This is a genomic window from Mycobacterium pseudokansasii, assembly GCF_900566075.1.
In the GTDB taxonomy this organism is placed as follows: Bacteria; Actinomycetota; Actinomycetes; order Mycobacteriales; family Mycobacteriaceae; genus Mycobacterium; species Mycobacterium pseudokansasii.
Genome location: NZ_UPHU01000001.1, coordinates 62,878 through 77,734 on the forward strand (window position 1 = coordinate 62,878; position 14,857 = coordinate 77,734).

General features: G+C 63.8%; 14 protein-coding genes and 1 pseudogene. 10 read left to right on the forward strand and 5 right to left on the reverse strand.

What is annotated here, in order from left to right; genetic code table 11:
- Positions 1–23: 23 nt before the first annotated feature.
- Complete coding sequence (locus tag EET10_RS30085; RefSeq protein WP_036404804.1) at positions 24–248, reverse strand: hypothetical protein; 225 nt, start codon at positions 246–248, stop codon at positions 24–26.
- A gap of 295 nt (positions 249–543) precedes the next feature.
- On the opposite strand from EET10_RS30085, the gene EET10_RS29070 reads away from it, so the two are divergent.
- Positions 544–1,578 (forward strand): hypothetical protein, encoded by a 1,035-nt coding sequence (locus tag EET10_RS29070; protein WP_136622867.1) that lies wholly within the window; start codon positions 544–546, stop codon positions 1,576–1,578.
- 540 nt (positions 1,579–2,118) lie between these two features.
- Here the strand turns inward: EET10_RS29070 and EET10_RS00340 are convergent.
- The 3 genes from EET10_RS00340 to EET10_RS00350 form a co-directional block, all read right to left on the reverse strand.
- Positions 2,119–3,228: an inositol-3-phosphate synthase gene (locus EET10_RS00340; protein ID WP_036404807.1), complete on the reverse strand. Its 1,110-nt coding sequence runs from the start codon at positions 3,226–3,228 to the stop codon at positions 2,119–2,121.
- A 73-nt stretch (positions 3,229–3,301) separates the two neighbouring features.
- On the reverse strand, positions 3,302–3,844 hold the full coding sequence (locus tag EET10_RS00345; RefSeq protein WP_036404809.1) for a PadR family transcriptional regulator: 543 nt from the start codon (positions 3,842–3,844) through the stop codon (positions 3,302–3,304).
- Positions 3,845–4,014: 170 nt separating this feature from the next.
- A complete protein-coding gene (locus EET10_RS00350; RefSeq protein WP_036404812.1) occupies positions 4,015–4,884 on the reverse strand; it encodes a DUF1707 SHOCT-like domain-containing protein in 870 nt (289 codons plus the stop codon).
- A gap of 155 nt (positions 4,885–5,039) precedes the next feature.
- Here EET10_RS00350 and EET10_RS00355 point away from each other — a divergent pair, with 155 nt between their 5' ends.
- The 8 genes and pseudogenes from EET10_RS00355 (at position 5,040) to rplI (ending at position 12,249) form a co-directional block, all read left to right on the forward strand.
- Positions 5,040–5,492: a DUF5318 family protein gene (locus EET10_RS00355; protein ID WP_023369142.1), complete on the forward strand. Its 453-nt coding sequence runs from the start codon at positions 5,040–5,042 to the stop codon at positions 5,490–5,492.
- On the forward strand, positions 5,485–8,007 hold the full coding sequence (locus tag EET10_RS00360) for a transglycosylase domain-containing protein (protein WP_122447155.1): 2,523 nt from the start codon (positions 5,485–5,487) through the stop codon (positions 8,005–8,007). Before EET10_RS00355 ends, EET10_RS00360 begins: the two co-directional genes overlap by 8 nt.
- Positions 8,004–9,699, forward strand: a pseudogene (locus EET10_RS00365) (glycosyltransferase family 87 protein). The gene EET10_RS00360 and the pseudogene EET10_RS00365 overlap by 4 nt, the downstream one beginning before the upstream one ends.
- The gene (locus EET10_RS00370) at positions 9,638–10,276 is read left to right on the forward strand and encodes a DJ-1/PfpI family protein (RefSeq protein WP_063467335.1); all 639 of its coding nucleotides are present in this window, start codon (positions 9,638–9,640) and stop codon (positions 10,274–10,276) included. The pseudogene EET10_RS00365 and the gene EET10_RS00370 overlap by 62 nt, the downstream one beginning before the upstream one ends.
- 214 nt (positions 10,277–10,490) lie before the next feature.
- Positions 10,491–10,781, forward strand: a complete 291-nt coding sequence (rpsF, locus tag EET10_RS00375) for a 30S ribosomal protein S6 (protein ID WP_023369150.1) — start codon at positions 10,491–10,493, stop codon at positions 10,779–10,781.
- Positions 10,782–10,930: 149 nt separating this feature from the next.
- A complete protein-coding gene (locus EET10_RS00380) occupies positions 10,931–11,449 on the forward strand; it encodes a single-stranded DNA-binding protein (RefSeq protein ID WP_036404817.1) in 519 nt (172 codons plus the stop codon).
- A gap of 45 nt (positions 11,450–11,494) precedes the next feature.
- On the forward strand, positions 11,495–11,749 hold the full coding sequence (gene rpsR, locus EET10_RS00385; protein WP_023369156.1) for a 30S ribosomal protein S18: 255 nt from the start codon (positions 11,495–11,497) through the stop codon (positions 11,747–11,749).
- A 41-nt stretch (positions 11,750–11,790) separates the two neighbouring features.
- The gene (rplI, locus tag EET10_RS00390) at positions 11,791–12,249 is read left to right on the forward strand and encodes a 50S ribosomal protein L9 (protein ID WP_036404820.1); all 459 of its coding nucleotides are present in this window, start codon (positions 11,791–11,793) and stop codon (positions 12,247–12,249) included.
- A gap of 59 nt (positions 12,250–12,308) precedes the next feature.
- On the opposite strand, the gene EET10_RS00395 is transcribed toward rplI, so the two are convergent.
- A complete protein-coding gene (locus EET10_RS00395) occupies positions 12,309–12,566 on the reverse strand; it encodes a hypothetical protein (protein ID WP_036404823.1) in 258 nt (85 codons plus the stop codon).
- Positions 12,567–12,936: 370 nt separating this feature from the next.
- Between EET10_RS00395 and dnaB the strand changes: the two genes are divergently transcribed.
- Positions 12,937–14,748 carry a replicative DNA helicase gene (gene dnaB, locus EET10_RS00400; RefSeq protein ID WP_036404826.1) on the forward strand — a complete coding sequence of 604 codons (1,812 nt, stop codon included), beginning with the start codon at positions 12,937–12,939 and terminating at the stop codon, positions 14,746–14,748.
- Positions 14,749–14,857 lie beyond the last annotated feature (109 nt).

Below are 14,857 nucleotides of genomic sequence, written 5' to 3' on the forward strand. Positions count from 1 at the left end.
GTTGCGAAATCTCCGCCCTGGCGTCAGCGGACGCGGTCCTGATCGCTCGGTGTCGCGGGTTGGTCGACCTCGCGTCGCCGGTGCCAGGCGACGGGGGCCGCCGACTCATTGGCATGGCTGACGGTGTTGTTATCGACGGCGGCCGACGCGCCTGTCGACGCGCGGGCTGAGTTGGCGGTCATATCAAAGGTCACCGAGCCACGCGCCAACCTTTCCGGAACGCCGTGACCGAGAAGGTGCGGTTTCATAACCTAAGGATATGAATCGATTGTTGATCGCAATTGACGCAAGTGAGTATTTGTTCCAGAATTGCGTGACCCTCGCCGGATTCGAACAGCAACTTCTGCCTTACCGAAGTTTATCCAGATGATAATGGCCCAGAGTTTATTTCCCCACAGCTCATTTCCTAGGCACCGCAGTCATTTTGCGAAGACAAGTCGGACTGTCCTGCATACGGCAGGAACTCCGTGGAGTAGTAGCTACGTCGAATCATTCAACAGCCGGCTACGGAGCCAATGTGATTGGAAAGGTTATTAGTTAGTAATGTCCAAAGACGGTAACACAGAAAATTGTTTTGGTGTCGGGGCGGCCGAGTCCGATGCTGCTCTGTTCAATCAATCCAAGGGCAAGGAAGCGACGGCCAAACAGCCTCGGAAGCTTGGTGTTGCAGTTGCAGCTTTAGGGGCGCTAACTTTGTGCAGTGGAGGCGCCGCAGCTACCGCCGCCGATCTCGATAGCTTCAGTGTTGGCAGACTCGATATCGATTTAACGGCCCACGATGGCTTCAAGCAGCACTTTTGTTCGAGCAGCGACCTCGGCTCCACCGACGGTAGTGGTTCCGGCGGAAACTCAGACTCAGTTGGTCCGAGCAGCGGCGGGGGCAATCTCAACGAAATCAATGGCGGAGGCAATAACCCAGAGCCGGAGCAAGGACGCGTCTTTGTTTACACTGATTATAATCCGAACGACACAAGTTACGATCCGAATAGCATTTACAACCCTCGTATCGAAGAAAGCCATGATGAGGTGACCAATCTCGATGCGGTATTTTCAGTAACCCCAATTTCGTCAGTTGATCCGTCCCGATTGATAGAACTGGGTGTGCCCGAGGTCTACTTTGAACGCGAGCCGGATAACTTTGACCCGAGCTACGAGAATGGTAGTGTCCGCGCTTCCGATTCAGAACAGATCAACCCATTTTCTTCGCAAGACGTTGGAGGAGAGAATCCCTGGGCGGGCGAATCACTTCAGGAATACTTCGTCGTAACGACAGAGGAGGGATTGTGGCCGCGTTCCATTTCTAGACCCGGCGCAGACATCGATGATCTGAACGAAAATTGGTACAACGAAGTGGTTAGCAATTCTTCAAACAGTCACCGGGCTCACCGGTATGTATATGACCCAGAACAACTAGAGATGCTTCGCGATTTTGTACGGGGGCGGCCAAACAAACCACAATGGACCGCCTCGGATGAAGAAAGATATTCCCCAGAAAATATCGATAACTTTCTTCGTCCCAATTATAATGATCCACGTTATCGTAATTTTGATTCAGATGATGACAATGAAGACGATTAAGAGCCGCACGCAGAAGGCTTAATAAGAAAGCAATCAGCCCTCCGCATCTTTGGCTACTTCTGCCATTGGTCGCAATTTTCGGAACATGACTCGCACTGGTAGCGTATGACTGGCTCCCGCAAATCGTTCCTATCGGCGTTGCTGTTCAGGGTCCCGGAACTGGTTCGCGCGTGGCTTTGTGACGTGCCGCTGGACATGCGCGCTGGGCCGGCTTGCTCGACGCGGCCGAACCAGATCCTGGAGGTGACGTTGCAGGCGGCCAAGGTGCCGGGGCCGATGGGCCGACGGCGGATGACGTACTCAACCCTGTACGACGCGATGGCCACGATGGACATGATCACGCTGATCCGCTCGGCGATCCGGGGGCTGCTGCAGGTGGTTGATGGTGCGTTGAAGCCCCGGTTGCGGGCACGGTTGTCCCGTGACGATGCCTATCAAACCGGCCGTAACCAACCACCATGCCGACAGCAACCGCCACGTCAAGTCAACCGCAGCGTAATTACCACCTACCCCACCAAGCCCATTCGGCACCAAGCCGCTCTAGTCGGCTCCGATGATGAACTCTTCGAGCTGAGCGCGCGCGACGTCGTCCGGCAACTGCTGCGGCGGGCTCTTCATCAAGTAGGCCGACGCCGGGATCACCGGGCCGCCGATGCCGCGGTCCTTGGCGATCTTCGCCGCCCGCACCGCATCGATGATGACGCCGGCGGAGTTCGGCGAGTCCCAGACCTCGAGCTTGTACTCCAGGTTCAGCGGCACGTCACCGAAGGCACGGCCCTCCAACCGCACATAAGCCCACTTCCGGTCGTCGAGCCAGCCGACATGGTCCGACGGGCCGATGTGCACATCCTTGGTCTTGAACTCGCGCTGCAGGTTGGAGGTGACCGCCTGCGTCTTGGAGATCTTCTTCGATTCGAGCCGTTCCCGTTCCAGCATGTTGAGGAAGTCCATGTTGCCGCCCACGTTGAGCTGCATGGTGCGGTCCAGCTGCACGCCGCGGTCTTCGAACAACTTGGCCAGTACCCGGTGCGTGATCGTCGCCCCGACCTGGCTCTTGATGTCGTCACCGACGATCGGCACCCCGGCATCGGCGAACTTCTTAGCCCACACCGGGTCGGAGGCGATGAACACCGGCAGCGCATTGACGAACGCCACCCCGGCATCGATGGCGCACTGGGCGTAGAACTTGTCGGCTTCTTCCGAACCGACCGGGAGGTAGGAGACCAGCACGTCGACCTTGGCGTCCTTGAGCACCTGGACCACGTCGACGGGTTCGGCGTCGGACAGCTCAATGGTGTCGGCGTAGTACTTGCCGATGCCATCCAATGTCGGGCCACGCTGCACCACCACGTCGGTCGGCGGCACGTCGGCGATCTTGATGGTGTTGTTCTCCGAGGCGAAGATCGCCTCCGACAGGTCGAAGCCAACCTTCTTCGCATCCACGTCGAAAGCGGCCACGAACTTCACGTCGCGGACGTGGTACTGACCGAACCGCACGTGCATCAGCCCGGGCACCGTCGAGTTTTCGTCGGCGTTGTGGTAGTACTCGACGCCCTGGACCAGCGAGGACGCGCAGTTGCCGACGCCGACAATGGCGACCCGTACCTCAGGCTGCGCCTCCGGCGCCCCTAACGGCTTGTACTCACTCATTCGGGCGTTCTCCTAACCTCATAGCTTCGGGCAGTGTCTTGTGTGGTTATGTGCAGGGGCTGTTGTGCAGAGTTCACGTCTGTTCGGCGTGATTGGGCGCTGCCCGTTCTGCGGCGATGAGCTCGTTGAGCCACTTGACTTCACGCTCGCTGGACTCGAGCCCGAGTTGGTGCAGTTGCCGGGTATAGCGGTCCAACGAGCTGCTGGCCCGCGCCACCGCTTCGCGCAGGCCTTCGCGGCGCTCTTCGACTTGGCGGCGACGGCCTTCCAGGATGCGCATCCGAGCCTCGGCCGGGGTGCGGTTGAAGAACGCGAGGTGCACCCCGAAGCCGTCGTCGGTGTAGTTGTGCGGGCCGGTGTCGGCGACCAGTTCGGCAAAGCGTCGCCGGCCCTCGTCGGTCAGCTGGTAGACGCGGCGTGCGCGCCGCACCGGCGTGCCCGCGGGCGCGGCATTCTCCGCGATCAGCCCCTCGGTCTGCATCCGCCGCAGTGCTGGATATAGCGAGCCGTACGAGAATGCCCGGAATGCGCCGAGCAAGCCGGTCAGCCGTTTACGCAACTCGTAGCCGTGCATGGGCGACTCGATCAAGAGGCCCAGGATGGCAAGTTCCAGCATCGAGTCACCCCCTTTGTATGGCTGCGTATGGCTGCTGGTTGCGTGAACTACTTAACGATTCGACGCCTCGCGTCATCGTATCGTTTCGATATATTTGCCACAACACCACGCGGCGTTGGTGAGTTGTTCGTCACGTGTGGGGGACCTGCCCACGCCGACTGCCGGCTTCGCTACGACGGATAACTCACCTGTTTGACGGTGCCGTCACCAGCGAAGACGATATAGCCGCCGCCGTAGTCGCTGGAAACATACACCGACAGCGACAGTGCCCCGGGCGTAGTGGGGTCTTCGGCCGGATCGATGACCAGGTACATGTTGGTGACGTCGGACTGCTTCATGCCCAACGTCTCCGCGGCGCCCCGCATGATCCCCACCGTCGCCTTCACGTCGAACTTGCCCAGGTCGACCAGGGCAGCATCGGCACCGCCCTTGGCGGAGCTGGTCGGATCGCCCCAGCCGCCGCGGTAGGTGTAACTCAGCACCCTGCGGTCGTCGGCGGGGTCCTTGCGATCGAGCACCGCGTACGTCGGATAGATCACCAAGCGGTACCCCATGGTGTCGCCGAACCTTTTGCGCGTCTGCTCCAGCAGACCGGTGAGCCCGCCGAGGGAGTGCAGCTGCTTCGGCGGGGTCAGCACCACGGCCGCGACACCGTCAGGCTTGGCTCCCGGATCCGTCGTGAAATCCAGCGGTGAGCTGGTGTTGCCGTACAGACCCCAGCCGATGCCGACACCCAACAGCACCGACACCCCGAATGCGGCCGCCAGCAGCCCCAATCCGTTGCGCCGCGCCCGCGACTTGAGTGCGGGAACCTCCGCGGGTGCACTCTCGGACTGCAGATCGGCGATCAGGTCCTGCAGGTCGCCCAGCGTCACGGCCTTGGTGGCGGTGCTCACCCGATCGCGGTGCTCTTCCATCGAGAGCTGGCCCTCGTTGAGGGCGGCGTCAAGAATCTGGCAGGCGTCTTGGCGGTCGGTGTCCTTGGCCCGGGTTGCCGTCGATCCTCCACGAGCAAGCGGTGCGCCCAGCCATTTCGCCACGGGGATGATCGTAGAAGTCGAGCTTGCGGGGACGCGATAGAGCATCGGTTGCAGGTCGGTGGCGCGGGTCGGGGTGCTGCCGCGCCTGCCCGGGATGTGCCCAGGCCGTGCCGGGCTGCATCGTCACGACGCGAAAGCGACGTACTCTGGTCAGCGTGCAACTGCAGCGACAGGTGGTGGACTATGCGCTTCGCCGGCGTTCACTGCTGGCCGAGGTGTACTCGGGGCGCACCGGCGTCTCCGAGGTCTGTGACGCAAATCCCTATCTGCTGCGCGCCGCAAAGTTTCACGGAAAACCAAGCCGGGTGGTCTGTCCGATCTGCCGCAAGGAACAGCTGACGATTGTGTCCTGGGTGTTCGGCGAGCACCTCGGCGCGATCTCGGGCTCGGCGCGGACCGCCGAGGAACTGGTCATGCTCGCTACCCGGTTCACGGAGTTTGCGGTGCACGTTGTGGAGGTGTGCCGGACCTGCAGTTGGAATCACCTGGTCAAGTCGTATGTCCTGGGCGCAGCACGTCCAGCGCGGCCGGCGCGACCCCCAAGGGCCCCGAGGGGGGCTGCTCGAACGCGGACGGCGCGCAACGGCGCCCGCACGGCCAGTGAATAGCGAAGGGCGTCACCACCAATCGTCGAGTGACGCTGCAGGCGGGCCGGCGACTGAGGGTGTGGACCAACCTCGCGGGAACCCCGGTCGCCCAGAGGGGGAGCGTCTGTCGGCGGCCCCCCGCCGCCAGGTTCCGCCCGACGATCGAATGACCACGATCATCCCGCCGGTGACCGATGACCGGCCTGGGCACTCGAACCCCATCGAGGAAGTCCGGGCCGCGCTGGACAATCCGCCGTCCACACCCCTGCTTCGCGACCCACTGGAGCAGGTCAAGGCTGCGCTGAACAGTCCTGAGCCGCGCCCTCGGGACGAGCGGCTGAGCGGCGCAGGTGGTCCCCCGGGGCCACCGGGGCCACCGGGTCGGCCTGGCCAACGCGGGCCGGCGGGCGCTCGGTCGCCCCGGCCGAGGCCCGACTGGGTCCAGCAGGTCAGCTGGAAGTGGGTTCGACGGTCGGCCGGCCTGGCCGCAGCGGCAATTGTCTTGCTGCCGATCATCACCTTCACCATGGCTTACTTCATCGTCGACGTGCCCCGGCCCGGGGACATCCGCACGAACCAGGTCTCCACAATCTTGGCCAGCGACGGCTCAGAAATCGCCAAAATCGTTCCCCCCGAAGGCAATCGCGTTGACGTCAACCTCAGCCAAGTTCCGGTACACGTACGCCAGGCGGTGATCGCCGCCGAGGACCGCGGCTTTTACTCGAACCCCGGCTTCTCGTTCAGCGGTTTTGCGCGTGCGGTCAAGAACAACCTGTTCGGCGGCGATCTGCAGGGCGGCTCCACGATCACTCAGCAGTATGTCAAGAACGCGCTGGTCGGTTCCGCGCAGCACGGGTGGAGCGGCCTGATGCGCAAGGCCAAGGAGTTGGTCATCGCGACCAAAATGTCGGGGGAGTGGTCCAAAGACGACGTGCTGCAGGCATATTTGAACATCATTTACTTCGGGCGGGGCGCGTACGGAATCTCGGCCGCTTCGAAGGCCTATTTCGACAAGCCGGTCGAGCAGCTCACCGTCTCCGAGGGGGCGTTGCTGGCGGCGCTGATCAGGCGGCCTTCCACGCTGGACCCGGCGGTCGACCCGGAAGGCGCACTCACCCGGTGGAATTGGGTGCTCGACGGCATGGTGGAGACCAAGTCCCTGTCCGCCCAGGATCGCGCCGAACAGCAGTTTCCCAAGACTGTGCCGCCCGAGCAGGCCAGCGCGGAAAACCAGACCACCGGCCCCAACGGGCTGATCGAACGCCAGGTGACCAAGGAATTATTGGAACTGTTCAACATCGATGAGCAAACCCTGAACACCCAGGGGTTGCAGGTCACCACCACGATCGATCCGCAAGCCCAACGGGCCGCCGAAAAGGCGGTGGCCAAATACCTCGACGGGCAGGATCCCGATATGCGGGCGGCGGTGGTGTCCATCGACCCGCACAACGGAGGCGTGCGCGCCTACTACGGCGGCGATAACGCCAACGGCTACGACTTCGCCCAGGCCGGATTGCAGACCGGATCGTCTTTCAAGGTGTTCGCGTTGGTGGCCGCCCTCGAGCAGGGGATCGGGCTGGGCTATCAGGTCGACAGTTCACCGCTAACGGTCGACGGTATCAAGATCACCAACGTCGACGGCGAGGCTTGCGGGACGTGCAACATCGCCGAGGCGCTCAAGATGTCGCTGAACACCTCCTATTACCGGCTGATGCTCAAACTGAAGGGCGGCCCCCAGGCCGTCGCGGACGCCGCGCATCAGGCTGGTGTGGCCACCAGTTTCCCGGGCATATCCCACACGCTGTCCGAGGATGGCAAGGGCGGCCCGCCGAACAACGGGATTGTGTTGGGCCAGTATCAAACCCGGGTGATCGATATGGCGACGGCGTACGCCACGCTGGCCGCGTCGGGCATTTATCACCGGCCGCACTTCGTCCAAAAGGTAGTCAACGCCGAAGGTCAGGTCCTCTTCGACGCTGCCAACCAGGACAACTCCGGTGAGCAACGCATCCCGAAGGCCGTGGCCGACAACGTGACTGCGGCGATGATGCCGATCGCGGGCTATTCACGCGGCCACAGCCTGGCCGGCGGCCGGCCGTCGGCGGCCAAGACCGGCACGGTGCAGTTGGGTGACACCACCGCCAACAAAGACGCCTGGATGGTCGGCTATACCCCGTCGCTGTCCACCGCGGTCTGGGTGGGGACGGTCAAGGGCGACCAGCCGCTGGTGACCGCCTCTGGCGCAGCGGTTTACGGCTCGGGTCTGCCGTCGGACATCTGGAAGGCGACCATGGACGGCGCCCTGAAAGGGACCGACAACGAGAGCTTCCCCAAGCCCACCGAGATAGGCGGCTACGCCGGGGTGCCCGCACCGCCCCCGCCGTCTGCCGCGCCGCCGTCGGAGACCGTCATTCAGCCCACCGTCGAAGTAGCACCCGGGATCACCATCCCCGTCGGTCCGCCCACCACCGTGACGCTCGCGCCCGGGCCGCCGTCGGTGCCACCGCCGGCTGACAATCCCACGCCGCCACCGTGACGGCCATCCGTACCCAGCGCGCAACCGTCTCACCCCAGCCGTTGGCCGCCGATCTGCGTAGCGAAGATCACCGCGATTGCCCCAGCCGCACCGATGTTTTGGGCGCTGCTCTGGCCGACGTCATCGGCGGACCGGTGGGCCGGCACGCGCTGATCGGGCGCGCCCGGTTCATGACTCCGTTGCGGGTGATGTTCGTGATCGCGCTCGTGTTCCTGGCGCTCGGCTGGTCGACGAAGGCCGCTTGCCTACAGACCACCGGCACCGGGCCGGGCGACAAGAGAGTGGCGAACTGGGACAACCAGCGCGCCTACTACGAATTGTGCTATTCCGACACCGTGCCGCTCTATGGCGCAGAGTTGTTGAGCCAGGGCAGGTTTCCCTACAAGTCCAGCTGGGTCGAGACGGACAGCACCGGCGCACCGCAGATCCAATACAACGGACAGCTCGCGGTGCGCCATATGGAATACCCGGTGCTGACCGGGGTATACCAGTACGTCGCGATGGCTATCGCCAAGACCTACACCGCGTTGAGCAACGTCACGCCGCTGCCGGTGATCGCCGAAGTGGTGATGTTCTTCAACGCCGCGGCGTTCGGGCTGGCGATGGCCTGGCTGGCTACCGTGTGGGCCACCTCGGGTCTGGCCGGCCGCCGTATCTGGGACGCCGCGTTGGTGGCAGGATCGCCACTGCTGATTTTTCAGATATTCACCAACTTCGACGCACTGGCGACGGCTTTCGCGATGGGTGGACTGCTGGCATGGGCTCGGCGCAAACCGTGGCTGGCGGGGCTGCTGATCGGATTGGGCGCTGGGGCCAAGTTGTATCCGCTGCTGTTCCTGGGCCCGCTGGTGGTGCTGGGAATTCGGACCGGGCGCCTGGGGGCCGCGGGCCGCACGGCGCTGGCCGCGGCGGTGACCTGGCTGGTGGTCAATCTGCCCATCATGGTGCTCTATCCGCGGGGCTGGTCGGAGTTCTTCCGGCTCAACACCCGGCGCGGTGACGACATGGATTCGCTGTACAACGTCGTGAAGTCCTACACCGGCTGGCGGGGCTTCGATCCCGCGCTGGGCTTCTGGGAGCCGCCGATGGTGCTGAACGCGGTCGTGACGGTGCTGTTCGCAATGTCTTGTGCCGCAATCGCTTACATCGCACTTACTGCTCCACAGCGGCCGCGGGTGGCGCAGCTGATGTTTCTGTTGGTGGCGGTCTTCCTGTTGACCAACAAGGTGTGGAGCCCCCAGTTTTCGCTGTGGTTGGTACCGCTGGCCGTGCTTGCCCTGCCGCACCGCCGGATTCTGTTGGCGTGGATGACAATTGACGCGCTGGTGTGGGTTCCGCGGATGTATTACCTCTACGGCAACCCGAACCGCTCACTGCCCCAGCAGTGGTTCACCACCACGGTGTTGTTGCGCGACATTGCCGTGATCGTGCTGTGTGCGTTGATAATTCGACAGATATATCGACCCCGGGAGGATCTGGTGCGCTGGAATGGGCGAATCGACGATCCCGCGGGCGGTGGTTACGACCGCGCCCCGGACGCCGCACCCGGCTGGCTGCCGAACTGGCTGCGCCCAGTCGCATCGCGGCCGGAGCTGACGGCGCCTGCCGCTATTGCCGTGCGGGAGCCCTGATGCAGGTCGCGATCCCGCTGTTCCCGCGGTTCACCGCGTTGGACGCCGTCGGTCCCTATGAAGTCCTGCAACGTATTCCGTCGATCGACGTGGTTTTTGCCGGGCACCGACGCGGCGAGCTGCGCACCGAAAACGGCATGCTCGGACTTGTCTGCGATGCCACCTTCGACGAAGTCGGCACACCCGACGTCGTGGTGTTTCCCGGTGGCATCGGAACCCGGGTGTTGCTGGACGATGGCATCATTCGCGGCTGGCTGCAATCGGTCCACCCGCACACCAGATTCACCACCTCGGTGTGCACCGGAGCGTTGTTGCTCGCCGCCGCGGGGCTGCTCGACGGCCTGACCGCCACGACGCATTGGCGCGCCGCAGAGCAGCTCAACGAGCTGGGCGCGCGGTATGTGCCCGACCGCGTCGTCGAACACCTGCCGCAGCGCATCATCACCGCCGCCGGGGTCTCCAGCGGCATCGACATGGCTTTGCGATTGGTCGAGCTGTTGGTTGACCGGGAAGCCGCCCAGGCCGCCCAGTTGCTCATCGAATACGACCCGCGGCCGCCGTTCGCCTCGGGATCGCTGGCCGATGCCGACGAGGCGACGCGGGCGAGGGCCGCCGAATTCCTGCGCCGCCGGAAGTGACTGAATTCATGGCAAGCACCGAGATTGCGGTGCGGGTTGCGATTCGGCGCCAGACCAAGAACCCGGTCGCAATCTGGGCGCAACCCGCGGCTTCGTTCAGCGATTTTTCTGGTCGGCGCGTTGTCCGGTACCCTGGGACGGTTGCCGACGCAGGCGACCCTCCTGCCACGGACCGACCGTGGCCGCTAAGACCAGAGGAGGTGATGAGGTCCCTATGCGTCCATATGAAATCATGATCATCCTCGATCCCACTCTCGACGAACGCACCGTCGCCCCGTCCCTGGAGACGTTCCTCAACGTCGTCCGAAAAGACGGCGGAAAAGTCGAAAAGGTCGACATCTGGGGCCGGCGGCGGTTGGCCTACGAGATCGCCAAGCACTCCGAGGGCATCTACGTCGTCGTCGACTTGAAGGCTGCCCCGGCGACGGTATCGGAACTGGACCGCCAGCTGAGCCTCAACGAGTCGGTACTGCGCACCAAGGTGATGCGCGCCGACAAGCACTAGCCCGGCGACGATGCGGCCGCAAAGTGGGGGCGGAGGAGCCGGGCAAATCGAGCACCAGCCGTCGGTGTCAGCCCCGTTGCATAGGCTCGAGTCAAAGATGCTCATGACTACCCGCCAGGCGAGGATCGGGCGGAACAAGGAGAACTATTGTGGCTGGTGACACCACCATCACCGTCGTCGGAAACCTGACCGCCGATCCCGAGCTACGGTTCACGCCGTCGGGCGCCGCCGTCGCGAATTTCACCGTCGCGTCGACGCCCCGGATCTACGATCGGCAGACCGGTGAGTGGAAGGACGGCGAGGCGCTTTTCCTGCGCTGCAACATCTGGCGGGAGGCCGCCGAAAACGTGGCGGAAAGCCTGACCAGGGGGGCGCGGGTCATCGTCACCGGCCGGCTCAAGCAGCGTTCGTTCGAAACCCGTGAGGGCGAGAAGCGCACTGTCGTCGAGGTCGAGGTCGACGAGATCGGGCCGTCGCTTCGATACGCCACCGCCAAAGTCAACAAGGCCAGCCGAAGTGGTGGTGGCGGCGGCGGCGGCTTTGGCGGCGGTGGCGGATCCCGACCGGCGTCCGCGCCGGCCGGCGGCGCACCCAGCCCCGGCGACGACCCGTGGGGCAGCGCTCCTGCCTCGGGCTCATTCGGCGGCGACGACGAGCCGCCCTTCTGATCGAAATCGCTTCCCCTCACCGAGCTACGGAAAGAAAGAAAACCCATGGCCAAGTCCAGCAAGCGCCGCCCGGCTCCGGAAAAGCCGGTCAAGGCGCGCAAATGCGTCTTCTGCGCGAAGAAGGATCAGAAGATCGACTACAAGGACACCGCGCTGCTGCGGACCTATATCAGCGAGCGCGGCAAGATCCGGGCACGCCGGGTCACCGGCAACTGTGTTCAGCACCAACGAGACATCGCAACCGCGGTGAAGAATGCCCGTGAAGTCGCGCTGCTGCCCTTTACCTCGTCGGCGCGCTAGCCGACCGTCAGCGCTGCAAGCCCAACGAAAGTACGCAAACGATGAAGCTGATTCTGACGGCCGACGTTGACCACCTTGGTTCCGTCGGCGACACGGTGGAGGTCAAGGACGGCTACGGCCGCAACTTCCTGCTGCCCCGCGGCCTGGCGATCACGGCCTCACGCGGTGCCCAACGGCAGGCCGACGACATCCGCCGCGCCCGCGAATCCAAAGCGGTGCGCGACCGCGAGCATGCCGACGAAATCAAGGCGGCCATCGAATCGCTTGGCCCGGTCGCACTGACGGTGAAAACGGCGGGCGACTCCGGCAAGCTGTTCGGTTCGGTGACCGCGGGCGACGTCGTCACCGCCATCAAGAAAGCGGGCGGCCCGAACCTCGACAAGCGGATGCTCCGGCTGCCCAAGGCCCACATCAAGGCGGTCGGCACGCATCCGGTGGTGGTGCACCTGCACCCGGAAGTCGACGTCGAGATCGCGCTCGACGTCGTCGCGGAATCTTAGCGTCCCTCGGCCGCTCGGTTTCCGCGGCCAGCGAAGTCCTGGGCCGGCAATCGTATCTTTCAGACGGGTCGCTGGCCGACCTGGTGCACACCACGAACCTGTAGAGACTGATGCGGTCGATAGGAAAGTCGCGGTTGCCCGTAACCGGCCGCCGGCCGGCCCAGCGCGTTGCCGAACAGGTTGCCGCTGGCGAACTTTTCCGATGGTGTCTTGGCGCGCTCGCCGTTACCGAGGCTTAACTCGCCGAAAATCTCGGCGAAAACCAACACGCCCGAGGCGGTAACCTGGCCCGACACGCCGGGGAGATTGTTGTCCACACAATACGTGTGCCGTTGTACGGCGTTTATCTGCAGTGATATTGCAACAGCCCGCATTGATCCACAGGTTTTGCACACCCCGTTCAACACAGGGGTCAACGGATATGCACACACCATGCACAGGTCCATAAACAACGGCCCCTTGGAGGACCGGCCAGCAACGTTTAGCGTCGTCCCGGCGCAGGCGATGCGGGCGCCTTCGGGCGGCAAATTGAGCTGGGGCGGTGACGATGTGGGTGGCGTAGCGACCCGTCGGCTAGCCGGCCAACCGAGCTGGGAGTGGGGATTGTTGTCGGAGCCTTGATTTACGCTCTGATTATCGGCGGTCGAATGTGTGTTCGGATGCTCGTGTCGGAGGAGGTGAGGACCCATGGCGGTCGTCGACGATCTCGCTCACCCCGGAATGGATGCCCCGCCTCCCAGTGAGGACTTCGGCCGCCAACCCCCGCAGGATCTTGCCGCGGAACAGTCCGTACTGGGCGGGATGCTGTTGAGCAAGGACGCCATCGCCGATGTGCTGGAAAGGCTACGGCCCGGTGATTTCTATCGTCCTGCCCACCAGAACGTCTACGACGCCATCCTCGACCTGTATGGGCGCGGCGAGCCGGCCGACGCGGTGACGGTCGCTGCCGAACTGGACCGTCGCGGGCTACTGCGCCGCATCGGCGGAGCACCGTATCTGCATACCCTGATCTCGACCGTGCCGACCGCCGCCAATGCGGGTTACTACGCCAGCATCGTCGCGGAGAAGGCGGTGTTGCGCCGGTTGGTCGAGGCGGGCACCCGGGTGGTGCAGTACGGCTATGCCGGTGCCGAGGGTGCCGATGTGGCCGAGGTGGTCGACCGCGCCCAGGCGGAAATCTACGACGTCGCCAACAGGCGGCTGTCGGAAGACTTTGTGCCGCTTGAGGATCTGCTGCAGCCGACGATGGACGAGATCGACGCCATCGCCTCCAATGGCGGCGTCTCGCGCGGTGTGCTGACGGGCTTTAGCGAACTGGACGAGGTGACCAACGGCCTGCATCCGGGGCAGATGATCATTGTCGCGGCGCGTCCGGGAGTGGGCAAGGCGCTGGCGCTGGACACGCCGCTGCCCACACCGGCCGGTTGGACCACGATGGGCGACGTCGCCGTCGGCGATGAGTTGCTCGATGCCGACGGCTTACCGACGCGGGTCGTCGGAGCGACCGGCGTCATGTTGGGCCACCCGTGCTATCAGATCGAATTCTCTGACGGCACAATCATTGTCGCCGATGCCGAACATCAGTGGCCGACCGGCCATGGGATCCGAACCTCAACTCAATTGCGTTGTGGGCTGGACACGATCGCACCGACCGGCTCCGGGCTGCGCTGTGCCGGAGGTCGGCCCACCGCCACGCTGGCACCGGTATTGCGGGTCGTCTCGGTGCGCCGGGTCCCCAGTGTTGCGGTGCGCTGCGTCGAGGTGGACAACGCCGCGCATCTTTATCTGGCCGGCCGCGGCATGGTGCCGACCCACAACTCCACCCTCGGGTTGGACTTCCTGCGGTCGTGCTCGATCAAACACCGCCAAGCCAGCATCATCTTCTCCCTGGAGATGAGCAAGTCCGAGATCGTGATGCGGCTGTTGTCGGCGGAGGCCAAAATCAAGCTCTCCGACATGCGTTCGGGCCGAATGACCGACGACGACTGGACGCGCCTGGCCCGGCGGATGAGCGAAATCAGCGAGGCGCCACTGTATATCGACGACTCACCGAACATGACCATGATGGAGATCCGCGCCAAGGCGCGCCGGCTGCGGCAGAAGGCCAACCTGCGTCTGGTGGTGGTCGACTACATGCAGCTGATGACCTCGGGCAAGAAGCACGAGTCGCGGCAGGTCGAGGTGTCGGAATTCTCGCGGCAACTCAAGCTGCTTGCCAAAGAACTCGAGGTTCCGGTCGTCGCGATCAGCCAGCTCAACCGCGGTCCCGAGCAGCGCACCGACAAGAAGCCGATGTTGTCTGATCTGCGCGAGTCGGGAAGCCTCGAACAAGACGCTGACGTCGTCATTCTGCTGCACCGGCCGGACGCCTTCGACCGTGACGATCCACGCGGCGGAGAGGCGGATTTCATTCTCGCCAAGCACCGTAACGGTCCGACCAAGACGGTGACTGTCGCACACCAGCTGCACCTGTCGCGGTTCGCCAACATGGCTCGGTGAGCTAGGTCAATGGTTTGCAGGGTCTCACGAACCGTGCCGGAATGTCAGGAATGATGGCGGAGTGATGGCGGATGCGCCACGTTCGTGAGACACATGGGTTGCTCATTGC

Coding starts and splice junctions, on each gene's coding strand:
- EET10_RS00345 (WP_036404809.1), bottom strand. CDS start 3,844: ATGCTGGAACTTGCCATCCTGGGCCTCTTGATCGAGTCGCCCATGCAC.
- rplI (WP_036404820.1), top strand. CDS start 11,791: ATGAAGCTGATTCTGACGGCCGACGTTGACCACCTTGGTTCCGTCGGC.
- rpsR (WP_023369156.1), top strand. CDS start 11,495: ATGGCCAAGTCCAGCAAGCGCCGCCCGGCTCCGGAAAAGCCGGTCAAG.
- EET10_RS00370 (WP_063467335.1), top strand. CDS start 9,638: ATGCAGGTCGCGATCCCGCTGTTCCCGCGGTTCACCGCGTTGGACGCC.
- rpsF (WP_023369150.1), top strand. CDS start 10,491: ATGCGTCCATATGAAATCATGATCATCCTCGATCCCACTCTCGACGAA.
- EET10_RS29070 (WP_136622867.1), top strand. CDS start 544: ATGTCCAAAGACGGTAACACAGAAAATTGTTTTGGTGTCGGGGCGGCC.
- EET10_RS30085 (WP_036404804.1), bottom strand. CDS start 248: ATGAAACCGCACCTTCTCGGTCACGGCGTTCCGGAAAGGTTGGCGCGT.
- EET10_RS00340 (WP_036404807.1), bottom strand. CDS start 3,228: ATGAGTGAGTACAAGCCGTTAGGGGCGCCGGAGGCGCAGCCTGAGGTA.
- dnaB (WP_036404826.1), top strand. CDS start 12,937: ATGGCGGTCGTCGACGATCTCGCTCACCCCGGAATGGATGCCCCGCCT.